This is a genomic window from Gimesia aquarii, from assembly GCF_007748175.1.
Classification (GTDB): domain Bacteria; phylum Planctomycetota; class Planctomycetia; order Planctomycetales; family Planctomycetaceae; genus Gimesia; species Gimesia aquarii_A.
Genome location: NZ_CP037422.1, coordinates 3,078,375 through 3,101,330 on the forward strand (window position 1 = coordinate 3,078,375; position 22,956 = coordinate 3,101,330).

Below are 22,956 nucleotides of genomic sequence, written 5' to 3' on the forward strand. Positions count from 1 at the left end.
CTCAGAATGCTTGATCTGATTTCAAAAAATTTCGCATCTTGTCGAGAGAGATTGCCAAATGTGGAATATCCACGATTTCAAATGAATCTATTTCGCAGGATTGACTCGATTTTCGGACGTCACTGCGGTTTGTGCATCGCGAAGTTGTTTGACATCGATGGGATCGTCGGTCGTCCATTGGCTCACTTCCGGCATATGCACCATACCAAAAGAAGTTTGCAGCGGATAATTACAAATGCAGCCGGTTGAAAAGCAGGGGATGCTTAACAGGCCGTTCGCGGCCACGAGGCTGTTGCTGCAACCTGAGCGTAGATTACGAAGACTGAATTCTTTCTTCTGATCCATATCGACATAGGCGGCACAATTGTTTCTCAAAAATAATAGGTTTTGATTTCCGACCGTGTAATTACAGCCGCTACGTTTGAAGAGCGGTTTTTTCGAAATCTGTTTGCCTGTGAACAGATCGTACTTGACGCCGGCCTGATTAATAAAAGAATCGTCATACAGTAATAACGGTTGCAAGCCGATTGGTTTTTCCCAGACTTTTTCACCCGTCGTGGCGTTCAGAGCTTGCATCTCTTTTAGTTTTCCCGTGTAGAGTAATTGAGATTTTTCAGAAAAGGCAGACCAATCATCATAAGGACGAATCGCCAATGGGCCGCGGCCTGTCATGACCCGATGACCATATTCACGTCGAAATTTCCACTTGACCGTTCCGTGCTTTGGATCGAGGGCCAACACTTCCGATGTGAACGTCTCGGGGGCGGTGCCACGACGTTTCATTTGATCGGCTTTTAAAGGGGAGATGGAATCGGTACAGAACACCAAACCATTACCAAGGACCAGAGAATGAATATTAAATCGTTCTTTCGCCACAATCGACCAGAGCTGTTTTCCCGATTTTCGATCAAAGGCAACAATGGTTTTGGCGTCCCACAATCCAGTTTCAATCGCAGGATGACTGTGCCCTTTGGGGAGATCGAACCCGATAGCGACGAGAATCAGCGGATCGGCCACGCGGACATCGACGACACCCGGCATGCCTGTCAGTTTCGGATCAAGCTTACAGGGAAGTGTTTTGATAATCGAACCATCCTCGGGATTGAGGATGACACATTCAGAATTCCTGCCGACAATGATCGCATGAGGCAGCGTTGCAAAACGAACAATTGTTGTTCCGGTATCAAAGTTCCACAAGAGTCGACCGGTGTAAGCGTCAATCGCTGTCAGGCGTTTGGCGCGATCGTCGAAGGCGACCAGCCTGCCGCCGGCGACTTGTGGTTTGACGCCTCGACCATAGTCTTTGAACTTATGGAACCCATAACCGGGCCCATCACCATACCATAAAATTCCCAGGGGGGCTTTGACGAGTTGATCGCGAGAGAAATAAGACCGAGCCGCATCGGAACATTCGTGGGTCCAGTCGGACGAACCGGGCAGGGCTCCCTTGCGCTGCAGAGTTACCAGATTGTTCTGTCGCTGAACTTTCCAATGTGTCTTGTCCAGGCTGGCTGTCATCTTTTCTATCAACGCCTGGTTGGCATCGTTCACCCTCAAGCAGGCGACGCCCCCGTAAGGTCGAACCGACTTGAGCTTCTCAGACAGCGCGACCGCATTCTTCGCAGCAGGTGTCGGATCAATGACCAGTTCGGCCAGATAGTGAGGCAGTGGAAAGGTGTCGGGGTCGGCGTGAATTATCTGGACTTCCCCGCTATAAACGCCAACGTCGTGGAGCTTTTTCCGCAACCTGTTGACCAGCTCGATGTCATCCTCGATCACAATGATCCGAACTCTGGCTACCTGCAGCAATGCATCTGGCAGCGAGTCGGACTCTATACCACGTATTACAATATTACCCGCTATTAGAGGACCCTCAGAACCCACTTTGATAGAACTTGCATCCAGATATTCAAAAGCAAGCTGGTTATCTTCAGCTGAAATTCTCGGTAGTGGAACACGCACCTGCTTCAGCCACTTGTGTTTCTGTGGCTCGGTCTGAAAGCAGTGCAGATATCCGTTGAGACAGGAAACAATCAAACGTTGATTGGCAACGATCAGCGAACCAACCGGCTGCGTCAGTTTGTGTTGCCAGACGACTTTGGCCGACTTTTGGTCTTTGGCTATTTTTGCTGCAAATAAGGTTTTACCAACATGAGCATACAATGTGTTTCCCGCTTTGATAATCGAATGAGTCTTATCTTTTCCCAAACCGGTATCCAGTTTCCAGAGCAGAGGGGCTTCCCACTTGGCTGGTCTGACGGTCTGCGCGCCATGTTTTTTCTCATACAAACTTTTCTTAGCTTTAGACAAATCGTACGCGTAGACCACACCCATATCGACACCGTAACAAATCCCTTGATCATACACAGAGCGAAAGCTGCAACCAGGCATACTTTTATAGGCATCAAAGGGACCCTCAAACTGATCGCGTTTGGACATGCTCCAGGATTTCGGCGCATCCTTTCCGGCATCGACCCAGCGATTGCCGACCTCGCGACCGTCGGCCAAGTTGACAACTCCAGAGTGGCCGACCAGAAGATAATCTCCCGCGGCTATCACCCGAGAGTCACCATTGCGATAACCTTGCACAAAGTAGTGCATCTTGCCGGTCTCGGGATCGATCCGAGCCGGCATGGATCGACCATTGGGAACCACGAGCATGTTATTGGCAATCAGACAGTAACCTTGAGGCGAGAGACCTGCTTCGTGCAGATAATTATGATCGATGCGTACATTTTTCAAGTATTGAATTCGCTGGTTAATCCATTTTCGTTTTCCTGTTTTGATGTCAACGGCACTCAAATAGGTCCCCATGGAGGGCCAGATCCCGGCACCGAAGAAAACGACTCCCTCTTTCACTACAGGAGCTCCTCGAATGGGCCAATACGAAATTAATCGATCGTTACCCAGATGCCAACGTTCCTGATGAGTATCGGGGGCACCTTTGATTTTCCAACGTAATTTACCATCAGCAAGATTCAGACAATAAAGAAAGCCATCATCCGAACCAAAGATTACATTTTGATCCGAAACGATGGGGGCAAATCGGACCGGACCGTTAGTATAAAACTTCCAGCGTTGATCGCCCGTTTTGGCATCATACGTGGTGAGACTTCCTTCCAAAGGTGATCCCACCAGGATATGACTCCCAACGGCTACCGGTTCGTAGGCGAAATCGAAGTGCAGACGCTCTTCGTTTGGCCAGGCCACCTGATAAGCGGGCAACTTGCGCGACCAACCGGGGAATAATTTTTCGGGCAACACTTCTGATGTGACACCGGTCCGTTCGACATTGCCACGCCACATCGGCCAATCGGCGGCTTCTGTATTTCTATTACTGAGGCCTAACACACATAGGAGCAGACAACAGCAAATAATATGTTTTAACATTTCGCTTTGATACAACATGTTATACTTTCGCGAGCAAATCGCTTGTTTGTTGAAACTTAAAGGAGAGACCGAAGTTCAAAATTTAATGAGCCTCTTTGACAAGTTCGTGTATGCGGTGCATTAGGATTTCTTCGGTGCCTTTTGACCAGGGGCCGGGTTGATTGTAATAGATCATCGAAAAGTCATATTCGTATCCACCTTCGGCCCGCATGCGTTCTGAGGCAACGTAACCAAAAATGTCATTCGCATACGCGGTCACCCAAATCAGGTCACTTTTGATTTCTTTCTTTAAACGGAGTGCATAATCAACAACGACTTCTCCCCCCAGAAAAATCATGGTTAACTGATTGCCAAATTTCCAGACTTGTACCGGAGCAGGGTAGGTTTCAGGAAGATGTCCTTTTTGTTTATAAATCGCCAGCATATTCTCTGCATGTTTTTTGACTTGCTCTCGTTTATTTTCGAATGCGTTTTTCAATTGTGCTTCTGTGGGACGATCGAAGGGAAGGTTGGCAACACCATAGGATGTTTTTACAGGAGAACTGATTTCCTGCATGGGCTGCTTCAAAAGGCGAGAGACTTCCAAAGCAATTGCTCGTCCATGACCGATCGCCAGATCTTTGGCAACATTTTTATTTCCTCGGATGGGATTCTGATCCGCACCACAACCGATGGTACAAATTGCGGTGATGTCACCATGCTGTTCTTCAATGTATTTTGCCGCATAGCCGGCCCAGTCACCATTCAACCGATTGTAATCACTACCGAAAGTCGTACAGTGACAGGCATAATTGAATACAAGCCCTCGTAGTTTTCCTGACTCATCGGTAATCTTGATCAACGGTAGACTATGATCAACGGGTCCTTCTGGATTGAATCCAAACCCGCTCCACTTGCCATTCTTCAACACACGACGGTTTTGGGCAAAGCTTACTTTACCGGAAATGACCGACATCTTTCCAGGGCGAAGATCCTGAATGGCTCTGCCTACAGATTCTACGATTTGTGTTTCGATCATATCCCAATATTTTTGTGATGCTTCCTTTTGGTCTCTTGTCATTGGGGTTGAAAAGATGTTCGACAAGCCTTCGACCGGGTGAGGAGCGGTATGGGAGTGGGTACTACACACCACCAATTGATCGCGGTTCATTCCATATTCTTTTTTCACCTTTCCGGCAACGCGATCAACAAAACTCCCCGCAAAGCCAATGGAATCAATGGAAACCAGCGAACAGATTTTTCTGTCTGAAGTTTTGATGGCAACTGCACGAATATAAAGCGGCTCATCAATGCCTTCATAGACTACAGCACGGTTTCCATAACCAGAAAGCCTCAATGGGACATCGGGAGTAATTTCCGTCTTTGCAAAACCAAAAGAAAATGTTGTTTCTGCAGCAGTGAGAGTTCCCTGTGTATAGAAACTGGATCCCAACAGGAGAAACAGAACAGGAAATGGTAGGAATCTTTGAATTATCAAAAGCATTACATGAGCCTGGAAAAGTGGTCAATCTTTATAGCCAAGTATTGCTTTCATTATGACATAAACAATCATCGATGTGAACTAGCCCTCACTGTATTGGGTCCTGCATCTTGATTTTTCTTAGTATTTTTTCTGATTCTGCTGCTCTTTATTTGATAGCCTTTCTTTACAAGCACCCCTTTGCTTGAAGCTTGATCTTAAGTTATTGACCAAAAAACAAAGCCCATCAAATTGATACTGTCGCGCCAGAAACAGATACCATTCAACGGGCTTTGTTGTGGTATTGATCCTGCAGCGTTCTGATTTTGTTTTCTTTTTTGAAATTATTTTTAATTCATGACAGGTATCGTTCCTTTCGATCCTGATTCTGCTAAAGGAAAGTATGAATTTTATAATTGATTTTCTGGTATGTATTGTGTTTTTATTACCCTATGGATAACAATATAAACTACTGGTTGGTGAATCAGCATCAACAACCCTCATGAAATATCCTTCCTCCGATCCCCTTAAAGATTTAGAATTACTTACATCAAGATTTGATACTGGGAGTTAACAGTCGTGTCGGGACTAACAGTCACTTGCCCTCACTGCCAGACAAAGGTCAGGCTCAAAAGCTCTAAAATGCTCGGCAAAAAAGTTAATTGTCGAAAATGTGATAGTCCGTTCGTGCTAAAAGCAGATGGCCAAAAGAAATCCCAATCAGCTCGTAGACCCAGAAGCGAGGATCTCGAAGAGAGCGGTACGCATTCCTATGATCCCGAACGGATTCGGGCACGTCGTTTAAAAAAACGTAAAAGTACTTCAGGGTCAAAGAGTGTTGCTAAAAACTCCTCTTCAAAAAAATCAAAGTCATCAAAAAAGTCGGACTCTCAAATACCACTTCCGCTCCTTATCGGCGGCTGTGTTTTGGGCCTGTGTGTCACAGCAGGCCTGATCTACTTTGTCTATTCAATGGGAAGTTCACTGAATTCTGGCGCAACAGCCAAGAAAAAAGCGGCAGCGCCGGTTAAATTTGCCAAATTTGAACCGGAAGTAGGTGATTTCGGCTGTGAATACCCAGAGGGATGGACCGTGAAAAATGGTGGAGGAAAAGGGGGAGTTCAAAGCTGGGCACAATTCCTTTCTCCGGATGAAAACACCAAAATATCAATTCGAGGAAATATGACAGGAGCAGCTTTGGGAGGCGCTGGCATCTCTATGACACAAGGTGCTGATGCTGACGAAATTGAACCTCCTGTTGTGGATATTCATCGTTTAATGAAAATCAAATTTTCCGATGATTATCCAAACTATGAAGAAATCGGGGCTCATCAATTATTCAAAACCAAAATGGGGGATACTTGCTCATCTATCTTTACCACGAAAACGATGTTTGGAGGGAAACAGAAAGGCTACCGTGTTACCTTGCTTACAGGAAGAGTCCAGTTTAATTTGATTTGCCTTTGTGACGAAGGACTATTTGAACAAATGCGTCCTACTTTTGATAAGGTCGTTCAAACCATTCATGAAAAATAAGACTGAGCTTGAAATCGCCCGTTTATCATCCCCAATGCCAGGCGAAGCGTTTTTTGAAATGATGATAATACAGGCCAATCATACGCAGCGCAACGATTTCCAGATACAGAATGATCCCCATCATAATGATAATTCCCACGACACCTAATTGCATGGCCGTAATTGTGGTAAAAATCTGAAAAACAGCCGTGATAAAAATAGCACCTGCCGTGAAGAAATAAGCAGCCATTGATCGAAAGATCGTTATGATCATTAAATCAATTCGAAAGACGGTTTCAAATCCACCCACGGCGACGCATAACGCAAGAATGGGCCAGAAAAACAGTCCCGCACAATAGAGAAAAACGAATACACCAAGATGAAAAAGCGGTAAAAAATCAGCAAGTTCCTGAGGAATAAGATTGGGTACACCGCCACCAGCCATATCTTCAACATAGAAATAAATCGCGAATCCCAAATAAAGATAAGCTGGTAAATGGACTAGCAACCAGGTCCCCGCCCATTTGAGCATTGGAATGAAATAGCCTTCTTCCGGGCTTAGCTCTGGCAATTCTTTGCGTCCAGATGTCGCTTCGTAGATTACACTAAATCGATAATTACTATACCACCCCAGGATGATGATATAGCCAAATAATCCAAATCGCCCCCCATAAGGTAATACCAGATCTCGTAAACAGAGCAGGATCCATATAAAAACAAACGTGAACAGATTCGCGGGATCTAACAGAAAGAGGAATGTCTCTTTCAAATCCTGGACATAATTATTTGTCTTTTTTCTGGTGACAGGCCCATCTTCGTCTCCCTGATATTTTTCTGCCTTGACCATCGGCTTTCTGACAACACGCCGAATGGATTTTGATTTGGCCTCCAATTCAACAGCATCATCTAACAGTTTGGAAAAATCATCGTCATCGTGATCCGTTTCTGGCTCCGGAATTGTGATCGTCTCACCACACTCTTTGCAACGCATACGCTTACCGGCTGCTTCATCACGAACCTTATACTTCTTTGCACAAATATCACAGCTTACTTTGATGGTCATCCTGGTTGCCTACGAGTGAGAGTGAAACAGAGATCATATGCTCCTGATTTCAACGTGCTGTTATTCCAGTCGGATCAATCTTTTTCGAAATTTTCAATCTTACGACAGTGCTTACAATAAATTTCAAGTCAGTCAAGTTTAGCGATTTCATTTCTCTTGTGTGATGGCCTTTTGCAGGCTCAAATATGAAAATAGAACTGTAGAACGTCTTTCTGTACCATGGTCCATAAAAAACACGTGCGTATATATTTCCAAAACAGTTCATGGAAAGGTCAGCAGAATATAACCAAAAAGTTTACCTGAAAACAGCTTACACACAAAACAAATAAGCACCACTGCTTATAAACAAAAATTTAAATAGATATAAACAAAGACATGACACGCTTATATAATCAAATTTCTAAGCCAGAATACAAAGATTCTTTTTAGTTGATGTGAAAGATCATAATGATTAAGTGCGACAGCTCTAACAATATAGCCCAAACATTAATCATTGTGTTTTTGTGTGAAATTGCTTTATTGGCTATTTATATATCAATTTTAGGAAGAGTTGGACCGCCTCTTGTTATTATAATAGCGGCCCTCTATTGGACCTTCCTGCTCGTCAGAAGAGTTTTCTCTATGATCAATTATTCTAGATTAGAACGAATTGTATTCATTGGATTTCTATTCGTATCGTCTATTGCAGGCGCAATTGGTGTGTGGCTTTGGCTAGTAGCCATCAAAGTGATTCAATAATAATTGGATTTCTTAAATTGCTGTTTCGTTTGTTAGAAACATTACTGAGAAAATTCAGTTTATTTTTTGGGGATGCCGAAAAAACCAGCACAATTAAGGACAGAATTAGTAGCCTTATTGCTTGGCATGGTAGCGCTGACGAATCTAAGTTGGCTCACTTAGAGTAATTTACTTCATTGTAGGATCCCCAAAGGGTATAATCGGAAAAGAAATGATCCCATAGAATCGACTCAAATTGTTTCCCGGAGCACATTTGATGGCAGACTCAGATTTTCAGGACAAGTTATTGCGGTGTTTAGGTGGTGAATGGCCCAAACCACCTGCACTGAATGTCATTTCACGAAAAACCATTCAAAAACTAGGCTATCGCATAGAGTCACTTAAGTATGAAGCGGAACCTGGCGACGCGGTTCCCGCCATGCTTCTGATTCCCGATACGGTATCTCCAGCACATCCTGCGCCGGCTATTGCTGTCTGGCATCAACATGCGGGTCAGTATCATTTAGGGAAAAGTGAACCTGCTGGTTTAGCGGGGAATCCGATGCACCATACAGGTGCCGCATTGGCTAAAGAGGGATTTGTGGTTTTATGCCCTGATGCCCTTTGCTTTGAAGAGCGCCAGGATCCCAGTAAAAGACTAAAGGCCGGTCACTACGAACGGCATGAATTTCTGCGATATGTTGTCGCTGGCAAATGTATGGCCTGGAAAAATATACTCGACATGAAACGAGCGATTGACTTTCTTCAAAGCCGGCCAGAAGTCATCAACGAAAATATTGGTTGTTATGGACACTCAATGGGTTCAACACATACCTGGCTGGTCGGTCCCTGGGAAAAGAGAATCAAATGTCTGGTCGGAAACTGTTGCCTACCCACTTATCGTGGGATTCATCGAGAGCACATGCTGCATTGCTTCCCGAATTTTATCCCAGGAATTTATGAATTCGGCGATACTCCGGATATTGCCGCTCTCATTGCTCCTCGGCCGCTACATTTGAACTTTGGTGAATTAGATGGGGGTAGTCCTATCGAAGATGTGCGGGACGGTGTGAAAATAATTGCAAACAATTATGCGACCATGCATGCAGAAAAGAATTTCACTTATTATATTGAAGAGGGAGCCGGGCATGTGCTCTCTCCCAAGATGTGGGAAAAGACCCTGTCTCACTTTCAACATCATCTGAAGTCTCAATCATAAATATTTCGACTCTGGAAATCATTAATGGATGCTCTCAAATATACGAAAGAACTTGTTGCGTTTGAATCAACGAGTTGTTACTCCAATCTGGAAGTCAGTGATTATGTGGAATCGACTCTCAAAGAACTGGGATTTGACATTGAGCGTCTGGAATTTGACGATCCCAATGGCATTCGCAAAGCGAACATCATCGGACGTAAAGGAACAGGCAAGGGCGGTCTGGCGTATTTCGCACATACGGATGTGGTTCCCGCTGATCCCTGGTTTACCGATGAGTTCACTCCTTTTACCCCCACTTTAAAGGGAGACAAACTTTACGGTCGGGGCAGTTGCGATATGAAAGGCTCCATCGCCTGCATGTTGTCGGCAGCGAAACAATATGCCGACCGTCCTTTGAAACAGCCACTCTATATTACGTGTACCGCTGATGAAGAAGTTGGATATCATGGTGCACGGAACGTAGCCGAAAAATCAGCCATGTACCAGGAAATGATTGAAGGTGAGAGTCATGGAATCATTGGCGAACCCACACGACTGGAAGTTGTTTACGCACACAAGGGAACCTATGGTTTCCAGGCGATTTCACATGGTCGGGCGGCACACTCGAGTCTGAGCACTGGTATTAATGCCAATCTGGCAATGATCCCGTTTCTCGTAGAGATGAAAGCACTCTATGAGGAATGCATGTCAGACCCTCGCTGGCAGAATCAAGAATTTGATCCTCCGACCAATGGCTGGAACATCGGAATCAATGACAGAACGGCCGCAGTCAATATTACACCGCCACAAAGTATCTGCACAGTTTATTTCAGACCAATGCCGGGACAGGATCCGGAAGAACTGGTAACACGCGCGCGAAGTGCCGCTGAAAAATGTGGAGTAGAATTCCAGTTCAAATGTGGAGGCCAACCGGTCTATACTGATCCCCATTCCCCATTCGTGAATGAAGTACTGAAGATCGCGGGTACCGAACGCGCAAAAACAGTTTCTTATGGAACAGATGGCAGCATGTTTCACGAACTGAAAAACATCGTTGTGTTTGGCCCGGGAGATATTAGACAAGCTCACACCCACGATGAATTCATTGAATTAGAGCAGTTGGAACAAGGGACCCATAAATTTGGTGAATTGATTGAGCACTACTGTTTGTAGATTTCGCTTTTTAAGGTTGATCAACAGGTTTTGGATTATTAAAAAGCTCAGGATCAAATGGATCTTCTGGTTTGGGTTGAACCATTTCTTCGATTTCCGCATCTGTTAATTTCTTTGGCTCAAAACCGGAAATTAAAGAAATGTCTCCTTTTAAAGCAGCAGGAGTAACTTCCAGCTTTGCCTGTTTCACAGCTGACTTACCCCAATTAGGGTCCAGAAGATTCTTTTTCGCCTGACCGTGTCGGCGTGCCGCACGACGTGCTAAACGCTCCGCCCGCAATTCGTCTTGCTGGATGCGATCAGCCACAACTTCTGACACCCATTTTTGGAGAAGCTGCTTCTGTTTCCGTGCAGCATGTCCGGAAAATACGACCATGCCACGTTGGGGGTGTTCTTTCTCTGGCTTCACGAGCAACTGACTACGAGTGGGATCATCTAAATCAATCCATCGCAGCACTTCTGCCAGATTTCTTTCTGCATGAATTCTGTGATTTCCATAGCGTCTACTAATCTGAGTCAGGCGAAATTGTGATTTTGTAGCACTACCATGACAATTCGCATTACCACATTTATTTGAAAGAATGGGTTGGATTTTTCGAACAAATATCGCCGATTGCTCCCGCGAGATTCCTGTTAATGAAGTTGCTTCATCAGATCGCTCTGCCTGTTTTTTTAGTATCTTCTCCTGGATTTTTTGGTTTACCGTTAGTCGATTCGTGGATGAATCTCTCATCAATCTCTGTAACATTAATTGTGGCTCGGATCGTTTTGGCTCAAGCCTGATTGCGTCCTTCAACTCAATCTTGGCTTCCTCGTATAACTTGTTTGTAATACACCAGCGAGCCAGATTGAGATGCGTATTTGCTGTTGGAAATTTCATTGATTTCCTCTGCTTCAAATAGATCTCATGCAGATTCTTCGCTTCAAAGACTATATCTTCATAGGGAACCAGCAGACTTCCGGAGGGGTTTTTCACCAAATATCCACCTGCACCTTCACTGATGTGACCAGAGAGCATCCGACCGCTTTTCATCAACAAAAGCGTAACTCCACTGACTTGCGGTTTCTCTTCTGCAAAAACCAACCAAGCATTATTAAGACTTACCAAAACCAGGCAAAAAGGGACCAGACTCCAGAAGAACTGGAAAGTGAAATGATATGGTAAATGCTTCATATTAAATTGAGTAACAGGTACTTAAGGAGATATTGAGAAACCAAAGCCAAATCAGGCAATTTGACCTAAGTAAATGAGCTAACGTGACTTAAAATCATTGTGGTAGAAATGAGATTGATTGAGGTGGGAGAGAGTCATTCTTAAGGAGTGACATAATAAATTCTTACTTTTAGGTCAAGACAAGTTTTGTTGACTGGCACTATTGAATATCGCAACTGAATATGTAAGTGAAAGCTAACAAGTTGATTTCAGTTAGGAAGAAGCCAAAATAGATTTTGATTTCTATCTTGAAAATCGAATTACTTATATCTTTTAGGATGATTTTATGAGCGATGAATGCCAAAGCTTTGAACAATTACTAGGCCGGGAAATTGTTGTAGATCTTTCCAGCCTGTATGTGATTGCGGGAACTCTGGTCGGGCAGGACCAGCACTATCTCATTCTGGAGAATGCTGATGTGCATGATTTAAGAGACACTGCTACAACTCGTGAATTGTATGTGCATGAGATGGGGCTACATGGACTGGCTGCGAATCGGCGGAGGGCATTGGTTTCCAGAACCGAAGTCGTCTCGCTTTCCGCACTGGACGATATTATCCATTGAATACTGTCTCGTAAACTTCGAAATAAAAGCTCAAAAAAAAACCCGCAGAACAAATTGCCCTGCGGGGATTATAATTTAACGAATCGATTCAACTACTGCCAAACTAAAGCGACCAACCATCTCGGTAGTCACGTGTCAAAAACTTATTGGCTTCTGGAGCATTCGTGAATTCCATTTTTTTAGGATCCCATTCAAGCTTCTTACCAGCACGAATGGCAACATTCCCTAACAACGTCGTTTCGGTCAAACGACTTGCATAATTGAAATTGGACATTGCAGGATCTCCACCTTTGCAGGCAACCACAAATTCTTCAAAGTGACCGGGCGAACGCGGTAGACTTTGCTCAGGTTTTTTGAAATCCTTGAATTTGTCTTTCGGTAACAGTACATATTCTGCACCATAATCATCGGGCGTGTAAAGATTTCCTTCATCACCAATGAGAACAACCCCACTGGCTTTCATTTTTTCTCCCATCAAAAGTTCTTCAGGCGGCTTGTTACCGCCGTCGTACCATGTCAACTTCAGCGGAACCAGATCGCCACGCTGCCCGAATTCATAAGTAATCTTTGTCGATTTCGGATAGGTTTCGTTTTCGATCATCCCTTCCTGTTCTGCTTCTACAGTCAGAGGATCATAAAGATCAAGCGCCATCACATGCATGTTCATCGTGTGACAAGCCATGTCTCCTAAAGCACCAGTTCCAAAATCGAGCCAACCACGCCATTCAAATGGATGATAAAGCGTACTGAACTCACGATAAGGAGCGGGTCCCAAGAAGAGATCCCAGTGGATATGTCTTGGAACCGGTTCTCCTTCTGGTGGACGATCTACGCCTTTCCCCCAAACGGGACGGTTTGTCCAGACATGAGCTTCGCGTACATTACCCAACACACCCGAGCGAATCACTTCCACCGCTTCACGGAATCCATTTTTAGCAGTACCCTGATTCCCCATTTGTGTTGCTACCTTATGTTTGTTGGCAACTTCGCGCATCATGCGGGCTTCATGAACTGACCAGGTTAATGGCTTTTGTGTAAAACAGTGCTTGCCTTTTTTCATCGCCATAATGCTTGCAGGAGCATGTGAATGGTCGGGAGTACTAACAGTGACCGCGTCAATCTGATCTCCCATTTCGGTCAGCATTTCCCGATAATCATTAAACTTTTTGGCTTTGGGATAACGAGCAGCTGATTTTGCCAGACGCTTATCATCAATATCACAAATGGCAATCAAGTTCCCATGCTTCGCAGCACTTGCAGAATCACTTGAACCTTTACCACCGATACCAACTGATGCGAAATTGAGTCGCTCAAGGGGTGATTTTTCTTCTGCAAGCAGGCTCTGACCACCCACCCAAAATGCAGCACCTAGTGCCGATGATTGCTTAATGAACTCGCGGCGAGTTGAACGTTGACTCATGAAGTGCTCCTGTTTGAAAGTTCTAGAGTATTCTTGTTACGCCATTTTACTTTTGTCGGTTAAAACATTTCACAACTTTTACGAATATTACATCAGAAAAGTCTTATTTATTGTAGTTTCTGCAGGAAGGAATGAAAACAGAATAACAGGTGAAATGAGAATCATCGTCAAATCACTTGATCTGGGATGACTTAATAAGGAGCTCTAAATTATTTTGAATTATTACTCCAATGAGGCTTTTCTCCCGGTCATAAAAACGTCAAAGTAAATTAGTCTTCCAGCGCATCCTTCCTGCAATACTCCTCAAACCAAATGCCACATGACTCATGAACACCAACAATTCCCTTTCTCAAGATCCAGATTTTGATGTACTCATCCAAGGTGGTACTGTAATTGACGGTACTCGAGCCCCCCGATACCGTGCAGATATCGGCATCAAAGCAGACAAAATTATAGCAATTGGAAATCTGGAACATGCTTCCGGTTCATATTCAATTGATGCCTGGAATAAGATTGTTGCCCCTGGTTTTGTGGATGTGCATAATCATTCCGATAGCTGGCTGCTCAATACCCCTAATTTTATCTCTAAAACATCACAGGGATTCACAACAGAAGTCATTATGGCTGATGGAATTTCTTATGCGCCTGTAGATCGATGTACTGCCGAAGACTGGATTTACTATTTGCAATCTCTGGATGGTCTCTTCCCCGAAGAATACACTGGGTGGGAGTCGCTACATGAATACATGAGCCTGATTGATGGCAAAAATGTTCAGAATGTGATGACACATCTACCTTATGCAAATTTGCGTTCGATGGCATGCGGCTTTGGCCGCCAAAGAGTTGATGACTTTCAGATGAAACAAATATGCTGTGAAGTCATCAAAGGGATGGAAGCAGGTGCCGTGGGGATCTCAACAGGTCTCGATTATATCGCTCAATGTTTTTCCACAACTGAAGAAATTGTAGAGGCTTGTCAGGCCATGTCGAAATATGATGGTCTCTATGTTTCTCATGTAAGATATAAAAAGACTTTAATTCCAGCGATCAAAGAAGCAGTGGAGATTGGGAAAAGAGCAGGGGTGAAAGTTCATATTTCACACTTAAAAGGACAACATCCAGGGCAAGCGGAAGAAGCATTAGAGTATATTGACAAAATAGCACGACATGAAGTTGATATTTCGTTTGATGTTTACCCTTACCAACCAGGTTCCACAATGCTGCATTTTTTACTGCCTTATGAAGTATGGGAAGCAGGACCGCGCCAGGCAGTAGAAAAACTCAAGCAGCCGGAATTGCAACAGCGTTTTCGGTACGGACTGGATAATTATTTATTAGATATCTCGGCCATACAGATTGCCTGGGTTCGCAGTGAAAACAACAAACATCATCAAGGAAAGTCACTAAGCCAATATGTGGAAGAGTCTGGACTCTCACAAGAAGAAGCTCTGGTCAACCTTCTGATTGAAGAAGAAATGGCAGTACTTTTAGTATTCAACATGGGCGATGATCGACTGGTCGACCCTGTTTTACAACACGATTTATATATGATGGGCACAGATGGGATCTATATGGAAGGGGGAATTATTCACCCTCGCCAATTTGGTTCTGCACCACGATTGCTGGGTCCCTGTGTCAGAGACCACCATCTATTCTCACTCGAAGATGCCGTTTATAAACTATCGGGAGCGGCAGCCCACAGGTTTGGTCTCGGTAAGCGAAGCCAATTAAAAGAAGGTTATTTCGCTGACGTCGTTGTCTTCGATCCACTCACAGTTCAGGATCACGCCACCTATCAGGATCCACAGCAATTTTCATCGGGAATCAAAAATGTGATATCTAATGGAACTCCCATCGTTCAGGACAATGTTCCGCTCACAATTGAGACAGAAACACTTCCCGGACGTTATTTGAAGTATCAACCTAAATAACGTTTTAATCGAGAAACCGTTTCAGGGTTCTCATATTCGTTCTTACCAAATCCGTACTCCGCACCAGCATCAACCGCTTCCTCCTGATACTCCGGGTAATTTGAGACAAGCATAAAATGACTTGATTTGATTTCAGGTAAACTCTTTATTTTCCGGATCAGTTCGATTCCATCACTATAATCTGCGTCCAATTTTCGATTCACCGTAACGAGGTCGTAGGGATTTTGTTTCAACTTTTCCAATGTATCTGCTTCAACGTCGGATTGATCTATATCGACATCAAAATGACTTGTCAAAAAATGGACTAATGAATTGGTATCTGGCACACACTGGCCCACACTCAGCACACGTTTCGCCATCGAGTTAATCCTAATTAATTATTGAGTAATTCCATAGATAAAACCGGTTTCTCTGAACTAACCGCAAAGTCGAGAGACTTCGCGAATTGAATCTAATGCATCATCAAGATCCGGTACTTCCACACCGGGCACACGCCCGGCTTGATCACATTCTTCCAACAATAAGAGGTCTTCATAGTTTTCATTCGCCATTAATCGTCTTCTGGCACGAGCACCAATTGTTCCCGCTTTTATTGCATGAGCGTCCATATGGTGCTGTATTAGCCAGGCTGTTCGCTCCGAAATAAAGCCATCCAAGGCTTCTAATCCCGCTTCAACATGGTTCTGAGCATCAATCGCTTTTCCTACATCATGTAACAAAGCGGCTAATTGAAATTCTTCATCATAAGGTTGTTCGTCGTAGGCCAGATCATAAACCTGTAAACTGTGATACAGTGCATCTCCTTCCGGATGATGTTTACGTGATTGTTTCACACCTGCCAACGGAATCAACAACATACGATAAATTTGAAAGCGGTCTATATTCTGTTCTACCTCTGCTAATCTTTGATCCAGGTCGATGCCGGGATACTCCTTCAATAGAAACTGTTCAAACTCTGGCAACGTTGCTCGTTCGATTTGTTTACCAGTGATAGAGCACTTAAAACCGTAACTTGCCCGCTCAGTCGGGTAGAGCGTCAGTTCGACTGCATATTGATCCTGGATGTGAATATGAGTAAAAATTCGTTCTTCACCATGCTTTTTAACGGTTTTATGTTCCACACGATAGTCTATACCTTCATCATCAAGTTGTGCTGTGACAGCTTCGCAACTATGTGAGAACACATGCAGGTCAATATCAGATCCCTGACGAATATGTCCCGTCAAAGTACTTCCGATAATTTTGGGTCGATAGGCTTTCAATAACCGCATATATCTCAATGCTTGCAGGCGCATCGAAAGCAGATTCTGAGTACGAGTGTCTCCTTCAAACGTGCAGGCGAACCGCTGAATTTCATCCCGTATTTCGCGATTGCTTGGGAGGTCGGCAGGCTTAACCCAGCCTTGGCACACTTTCCTGGCGGCTTTCATTTTGGCCCGATAATACTCTGTCTCCTGGCGGGAATACATCAGTCGTGCCGCTTCGAATACAATCTGGCGGCGCAATTTGCTGGTGTTCATTCAAAAATTGGTGAACTTCCTCACCGTCGAATCGAAAAAAGGATAGGGTGATGCATGACCCATAGACAATCCTGGATCAATGCTCATCAAGATTTTAGTCTCATTGATTTGAAAAACAACTTCGCTTTACTTCAAAATCAATTACTTTGCTTCAGCAACTTGTTTCTGTTTCCATTCGTTATACAGAATACTACTGCGAAAACGGCTAAAACCAGGGCCAGCTCCTACACTCGCTGGTTTCGCCCCCAGATCATATTGTCGTGCAGCGACTTTCGAATCTTCGGAAAGTTCCCAGTCTTCCGGTCGATACCGATGGTTGAAAGAATTATTGGAGCGACGTAATACAAACGAAATCGTCTCTTCCAACGAAGTTTTTTCTTTATTTCCCCAAAAACGATCCCAACTTTTCGCATCAGTAATACTTGTGTCCGCCTTACCATTCATTCCGAGCCATTTATCGACATCATAAACATTTCCGTCACCTTCAAATGAACGACTCTCTTTCGATGATTTCTGTGATAAGAGCGAGAGCCCCAGGTTTTCAACCTTATATGCAGAATGGTCACTCATGATATGAATATCATTGACAAACCGCTCAAAATTGAAAGCTTCTAATCCCTGAATCGTACAATGCGAAAGGTTAAGATTAATATTGCCTCCGACAGTCTTTCCAGAGGTTTTAAGCACGGAGAATATTTTCCTTGAAAAAAGGATCGAATCATCAACCGTTAATGTTTGTTTGCCGGTACCTTCGATTTCAAACGCAGCACGCCCCCCCACAAAAAAACAATTCGTAAACGAGGAATCGGTGGGGGATAAGATCTGAATTGCCGCCATTCCTTTATTATTCTGTTCGGAGATGGAACAATTCAACATTCTCAGATTTCCACCATTCACGACGACGGCAGCCCAGGGAACTTCTTTCCCAACTTCCGGTGGATCAAACTGAAATGAGATACCTTCTATTGCAAGCGTTCCCTTTGAAACGCGAATCAGGTGCCTTACATTTGGATCACGTTCGGGACGGGCTCGCAATCCTAACTTATTGCGTCCTCTGGTATAGACAAAAACAGGGTCATAACCAAAACCAGCTTCGATTGTCAAATCCTTATCAATTTCAACATGAGGGATGCGGAAGGGACCATCGCCGTTAACGCGGATAAGATCTCCTGATTTTGAATCTTTAACGGCTTCTGAAAGTGAAGCATATTCAGGCTTCTTATCCTGAGTGAAGATTTGAAATTTCTTTTCAGGCTCCCCATTCAACATACGAGAAATATCACTTCCCAGGTTCGCTTTCCGCAAGAAAAGAATGGCAAAAGAAGTATCAGCGAGTTTGCCACGTGAATTTTCCCAACTCCCATCCTCTTTCTGAGTTTTGATGAGTACACTTGCGCCTTTTGAAAACCAATCCGTATCTCCTAACTTCTCCAAACCTAACAATACGCCTACTCGTTCCGTCGACCAGAGAAAATAACGCGCTGAGGAAGTACTGATCCCTGCGGCATACTTACCAGCCATTTCCAGCCCTTTGGAAAAAATCGGATCGGAGATCAACGTTTCTCCTTCTTTTTGAGTTTCTGCTCTGGACTCTCCTTCTTCCTCTTCTTCTTTTTCCATAGACTTAATTTTTGATGCACGGGCTACAGTCAGACAAAATAACCCTGCGAGTGTCATTGAATTCTTGGAAGGTTCTGCCTTCTCTTCAGTGGGAAGACGATAGGACCACCCGCCATCTTCGTTTTGAGTTTCAACAAAGCGCCTGGCAACCCCGATCATTGATTCTTCAATATCGACATTGGATCGGGAGGCAGTCCATAAACCTAACACAGCAAACTGAGTACAACTATTATCTCCCGGTGACGTTCCCAGTTTGGGGCGCGCTCTTGGATTATTTAGTGTACTTGAAGCAACGATCGGACAAGAATAGCTCCAACCTCCCGTCGTTGTCTGTCCGGCAATCAGACGTGCTGCATACCTGCGAATCATCGTCTTGTCTTCCCGGTCGCCAATACGAGAGAGTAATAAGGTTGCCAACGCGAGATCGTATGTCGATTTTAGCTTTTCTGACTCTTTAAGAACGAATAGTCTGCCTTTTTGGATAAGTGGATCATTGACTGGTACCCCGTTCTCCAGCAAAGCAAGCGTACAAAGCGCAGTAATTCCGACCGGATGTCCTTCATATTCCCAGCTTCCATCATCTTGCTGCTGGGACTTCAGGAACTCCACACCTTTTAAGCGAGACTCAGTCACTTCTTTGGCTGTTTGTGCCTGTACTCCAGTAATCAGCACAGCCGATGAGATGACAATCATCAGAAGAGATACAATGTTTTTTAAAGCGCGTCGTAACATTAAAATCTACTCCAGGCGAAAACGAACAGACCTTTTGATCTCGAATTCTTTAATACTAATTTACCTATTGTAAATATGAGGTTTAGTAAAGAAAACGCAAAAAACTGTTAATTTGGATAAAAGTACTACCTACTCGTTCTGGTCGCGCTAATTTATTTGGCTGCTTTGCGGGCTTGCTTTGTCAACTCAACAATTTTGGAGACCACACGTTTTTCCACGGAATCAGTAAAAGGACCTGGATACGAGGTATAAGTCATTGCCCCAACTCCTTCATAGCCTCCCTCTTTCAAAACGCGAAGGCTTGGCAGATACCCAAATACATTATTGGAATAGCCGGCGACCCAAATGATTGGTTCGACATTCTCGACAGCCACCAAATCTGTCTTCAGATCTTTTTGCAGACGAAGCGAGTAATCTACGACTGTTTCACCACAAATCGCGACTAATGTTAAATCTGATCCAAATTGTATGACCTGTAAGGGAAATGCATAGCGTATTTGAATCCCTCCACGCTCTTCTAGCTGGGCTAACAGACGATCTGCGTGACTCTTTTCATATTTATTTCCCCGTTCCTTCTGTTTCAGCAGTTCTTCACGAGTGGGAGGAGTCGCAAATTCCAGTACCACATCATCCATAGCCACTCCCAGCGGCCCATGAATCATTCGTGGTTGACTCACAGACAAAGCCACCTCGACTGCATTTGCAAGCGCACGTCCATGTTGTTTGGCCAAATCTAAAGTTCGACGCGGGTAGGGATTTTGGTCGCCACCACAACCCATCATAAATAAAGCCACCATCCCCGGATGATCAGCTTCGAGATACTCCTGAGCGAAGCCCGCATAATCGCCACAAAACTGATAAAAACTGAGAGTCGTATTGTGACATGCATATCCAAAAAGCGCTGCCATAATAGAACCATCATTCCGTCTGGCACTTAATACTGGTACTCGTTGATCGACGGGCCCTTGAGGATGGGGGCTATTTCTTACTCCTTTAGAAGTTGGCAAACGTCGATTCATTGCGAATCCTGCTCGACCATACGAATATTTCAAAGTGACTGGTTCGAGATTTGGTAACGTTTTACCTATGGTTGCGATGATTTTCTTGACTAAAGATTGAGTATATTCTCGTGCTTCAGCCCCACGATCCCCTCCCAAACCTCGACGTGTTGCTTTTCCTTCACGCAATTCGGGACCGCAGTGCGTATGAGAAGCATTCATCAATAAAGCTGCCGCAGGGATTTTTAATTCGGACTCTAACCGAGCTGCGATAGGATCCCTTAACGCGGGTGTAATTCCAATCAGATCCGTAGTAACGATCACTACTTTTTGCCCGTTCATATCTTCAATAATCAGGACTTTAGCAAAAAGGTCATGAACTTTGCCTTCAGAGGGTTTATTACGGGCGGCATACCCTGACATCCACATCGATTTTTCGGGTGTAATCACAACAGATGTAGCGGCTGCCCGCCACTCTGTTTTCTGTACTGACTCGGCAGACTGTAACAGGCCCTGAGTACCAAATAAACAACCTGTGATCAGGACAACAATAGTAAATCGTCTCCAAATTCTTTTCATAAGATCCCCCCAGGATCATTCACTTAAGTGAATTTTAAACATCTAGTTTCTTACAAACAGAACATTCGGATCGACGCAAAATACGATTACGACGGAATGTCATATCACGCAAATCAAACATTAATAACTGGTTTGTCAGGGGTTGCCCCAAACCAGAAAGCAGCTTAATGGCCTCCATCGCAGCCATACAACCCACTGTTCCTGAAACAGCACCAAAGACTGGAAACTCTCGCTTCCAAGCCGGTGGATCATCTGGATACAAACATGCTAAGCATCCCGTTTGACCAGGCACAAACGTTGTCAGTTGTGCTTCCAAGTCATACATGGCACATTCTACCAATGGCTTATTTTGTATCACTGATTGCTGATTCATCGCATAGCGTTCAGGGAACAGGGGTGCACAATCTACGATCAAGTCTACTTGATCAACGATTTCCTCTGCATTCTTTTCAGAAATATTCTCCGGAATCGCTTCGACTTCTAATCGAGGATTCAGTTCTTTCAGCCGTCGTTCCGCCGATTCGACTCGTGGTTTTCCTAACCAGTCATGCGTCATTAACAATTGGCGATTTAAATCGCTCGGCTTTACATTTCCCGCATGAGCAATGACTAACTTCCCCACTCCTGCTGCAGCTAACTCATAAGCGACCACACTTCCCAAGCCTCCACAACGTGAGACAAGAACCGACGAATTCTTTAATTTTTCCTGACCAAGTTCACCAAATCCCGGTACCCAGATTTGCCATTCGTATACCGCTCGCTCTTCATCTGTCAGAGGAGAGAAACCAGACATTGCATCTCCATTCGCGCTTCATGAATTAAGTGATGAAATCAGGTCAATGGTTAACCGCCTGAAATTGGTGAAAGGATTGTTACGACCTGATTAGGTTGTAAAGTCAACGCTTCACTCCATAACACCTGCTGGTCTGCAACAAATAACAGAATCGATGGATGGAGCTCTTCGGAATCAGGGAACAACATTGATTTCAGATTTGATTCATGTTTTTCTGAAACTTGTTTGACAAGCTCCTGCAAAGTGCATCCGTCATTCACTTGAAAGTCTTCGCGACTCTGTCCAACAGCTTTTTTAACTTGTGCCGTGTATTCCACAACAATGTTCATCTTAATCAGCTTTCAATTCGGCAAATTCTCTGGGGCAGGATTCGATTGCTGATACTGTTTAGTAGTGAATTTCGATAACTCACCTGTGTTTTGAGACGTAAGTCGTTGAACCTCTCCATCAGCAAGTTGTAACTTAAGATCTCCTAATCGATCAGACTCAGATAAATTGTGAGTAATATGCAATGTTGTCACACGCGTCATATGTTGAACATCATTGAGTAGCTTACACATTTCCGCACGGGTTGATTCATCTAATGCGCTTAATGGCTCATCGAGACACAATATCGCAGGCTTAGTAGCAAGTGCCCGTCCGAGTGAAACGCGTTGTGTTTCTCCTCCACTTAAACCCACTGGGGTACGATTCAACAAATGAGTAATCCCTAATAGATTTGCCAGTTCTTCGACACGATCATTAATCTTTTGCTTGCTCCATTTTCGTAATTCTAATGCAAACGCCAGATTATCTCTCACAGTCATTGTGTGAAACAGAACACCATCCTGGGGGACGTAACCAATTTCACGTTCAGCCGGTTTTGCATGAGTGACAAGTTTTCCGTTGAGATGGACCATTCCGGAAACCACTTTTTTTAAACCGCAGATGGTTTCCAAAATTGTAGTTTTTCCACAACCCGTCTTACCCATTAAAACGGCATATTTTCCATGTGGAACCTCAAAGCTAATATCTTTCAGATTAAAATCGCCAACTTGTACACAGAGTTTTTCAACGCGAATCATAACTCA

Annotated in this window: 17 protein-coding genes; 5 read left to right on the forward strand and 12 right to left on the reverse strand. The window is 44.2% G+C overall.

Annotation, left to right across the window (positions count from 1 at the left end):
* Positions 1–87 precede the first annotated feature (87 nt).
* Together V202x_RS11820 and V202x_RS11825 are read right to left on the reverse strand one after the other, a co-directional pair.
* Positions 88–3,408 (reverse strand): PQQ-binding-like beta-propeller repeat protein, encoded by a 3,321-nt coding sequence (locus V202x_RS11820; protein WP_145174711.1) that lies wholly within the window; start codon positions 3,406–3,408, stop codon positions 88–90.
* A gap of 64 nt (positions 3,409–3,472) precedes the next feature.
* Positions 3,473–4,873 (reverse strand): neutral/alkaline non-lysosomal ceramidase N-terminal domain-containing protein, encoded by a 1,401-nt coding sequence (locus V202x_RS11825; protein WP_145174714.1) that lies wholly within the window; start codon positions 4,871–4,873, stop codon positions 3,473–3,475.
* Between the two features lie 555 nt (positions 4,874–5,428).
* Here V202x_RS11825 and V202x_RS11830 point away from each other — a divergent pair.
* A complete protein-coding gene (locus V202x_RS11830) occupies positions 5,429–6,385 on the forward strand; it encodes a zinc-ribbon domain-containing protein (protein WP_145174717.1) in 957 nt (318 codons plus the stop codon).
* Between the two features lie 25 nt (positions 6,386–6,410).
* Here the strand turns inward: V202x_RS11830 and V202x_RS11835 are convergent, their stop codons facing one another.
* Positions 6,411–7,427: a hypothetical protein gene (locus V202x_RS11835; protein ID WP_145174720.1), complete on the reverse strand. Its 1,017-nt coding sequence runs from the start codon at positions 7,425–7,427 to the stop codon at positions 6,411–6,413.
* 994 nt (positions 7,428–8,421) lie between these two features.
* Between V202x_RS11835 and V202x_RS11840 the strand changes: the two genes are divergently transcribed.
* Both V202x_RS11840 and V202x_RS11845 read left to right on the forward strand, forming a co-directional pair.
* Positions 8,422–9,363 (forward strand): dienelactone hydrolase family protein, encoded by a 942-nt coding sequence (locus tag V202x_RS11840; protein WP_145174723.1) that lies wholly within the window; start codon positions 8,422–8,424, stop codon positions 9,361–9,363.
* A gap of 24 nt (positions 9,364–9,387) precedes the next feature.
* Positions 9,388–10,515 carry a M20 family metallopeptidase gene (locus V202x_RS11845; protein ID WP_145174726.1) on the forward strand — a complete coding sequence of 376 codons (1,128 nt, stop codon included), beginning with the start codon at positions 9,388–9,390 and terminating at the stop codon, positions 10,513–10,515.
* A 10-nt stretch (positions 10,516–10,525) separates the two neighbouring features.
* Here the strand turns inward: V202x_RS11845 and V202x_RS11850 are convergent, their stop codons facing one another.
* Positions 10,526–11,689 (reverse strand): hypothetical protein, encoded by a 1,164-nt coding sequence (locus tag V202x_RS11850; protein WP_145174729.1) that lies wholly within the window; start codon positions 11,687–11,689, stop codon positions 10,526–10,528.
* A 325-nt stretch (positions 11,690–12,014) separates the two neighbouring features.
* Here V202x_RS11850 and V202x_RS11855 point away from each other — a divergent pair, with 325 nt between their 5' ends.
* Positions 12,015–12,293 carry a hypothetical protein gene (locus V202x_RS11855; RefSeq protein WP_145174732.1) on the forward strand — a complete coding sequence of 93 codons (279 nt, stop codon included), beginning with the start codon at positions 12,015–12,017 and terminating at the stop codon, positions 12,291–12,293.
* Between the two features lie 103 nt (positions 12,294–12,396).
* On the opposite strand, the gene V202x_RS11860 is transcribed toward V202x_RS11855, so the two are convergent.
* Positions 12,397–13,713: a Gfo/Idh/MocA family protein gene (locus V202x_RS11860; protein ID WP_145174735.1), complete on the reverse strand. Its 1,317-nt coding sequence runs from the start codon at positions 13,711–13,713 to the stop codon at positions 12,397–12,399.
* A 326-nt stretch (positions 13,714–14,039) separates the two neighbouring features.
* Between V202x_RS11860 and V202x_RS11865 the strand changes: the two genes are divergently transcribed.
* The gene (locus V202x_RS11865; protein WP_145174738.1) at positions 14,040–15,644 is read left to right on the forward strand and encodes an N-acyl-D-amino-acid deacylase family protein; all 1,605 of its coding nucleotides are present in this window, start codon (positions 14,040–14,042) and stop codon (positions 15,642–15,644) included.
* Here the strand turns inward: V202x_RS11865 and V202x_RS11870 are convergent.
* From V202x_RS11870 to V202x_RS11900, 7 genes are all read right to left on the reverse strand, one after another.
* A complete protein-coding gene (locus tag V202x_RS11870) occupies positions 15,632–16,003 on the reverse strand; it encodes a response regulator transcription factor (RefSeq protein ID WP_145174741.1) in 372 nt (123 codons plus the stop codon). The two genes, V202x_RS11865 and V202x_RS11870, sit on opposite strands and share 13 nt — an antisense overlap.
* A gap of 57 nt (positions 16,004–16,060) precedes the next feature.
* Positions 16,061–17,164 (reverse strand): HD domain-containing protein, encoded by a 1,104-nt coding sequence (locus V202x_RS11875; RefSeq protein ID WP_145174744.1) that lies wholly within the window; start codon positions 17,162–17,164, stop codon positions 16,061–16,063.
* A gap of 141 nt (positions 17,165–17,305) precedes the next feature.
* Positions 17,306–19,516 carry a prenyltransferase/squalene oxidase repeat-containing protein gene (locus tag V202x_RS11880; RefSeq protein ID WP_145174748.1) on the reverse strand — a complete coding sequence of 737 codons (2,211 nt, stop codon included), beginning with the start codon at positions 19,514–19,516 and terminating at the stop codon, positions 17,306–17,308.
* Positions 19,517–19,668: 152 nt separating this feature from the next.
* A complete protein-coding gene (locus V202x_RS11885; protein WP_145174751.1) occupies positions 19,669–21,093 on the reverse strand; it encodes a neutral/alkaline non-lysosomal ceramidase N-terminal domain-containing protein in 1,425 nt (474 codons plus the stop codon).
* Between the two features lie 34 nt (positions 21,094–21,127).
* Positions 21,128–21,886 carry a HesA/MoeB/ThiF family protein gene (locus V202x_RS11890; protein WP_145174754.1) on the reverse strand — a complete coding sequence of 253 codons (759 nt, stop codon included), beginning with the start codon at positions 21,884–21,886 and terminating at the stop codon, positions 21,128–21,130.
* Positions 21,887–21,936: 50 nt separating this feature from the next.
* Positions 21,937–22,215, reverse strand: a complete 279-nt coding sequence (locus V202x_RS11895) for a MoaD/ThiS family protein (RefSeq protein ID WP_145174757.1) — start codon at positions 22,213–22,215, stop codon at positions 21,937–21,939.
* Positions 22,216–22,227: 12 nt separating this feature from the next.
* On the reverse strand, positions 22,228–22,950 hold the full coding sequence (locus V202x_RS11900) for an ABC transporter ATP-binding protein (RefSeq protein ID WP_145174761.1): 723 nt from the start codon (positions 22,948–22,950) through the stop codon (positions 22,228–22,230).
* Positions 22,951–22,956 lie beyond the last annotated feature (6 nt).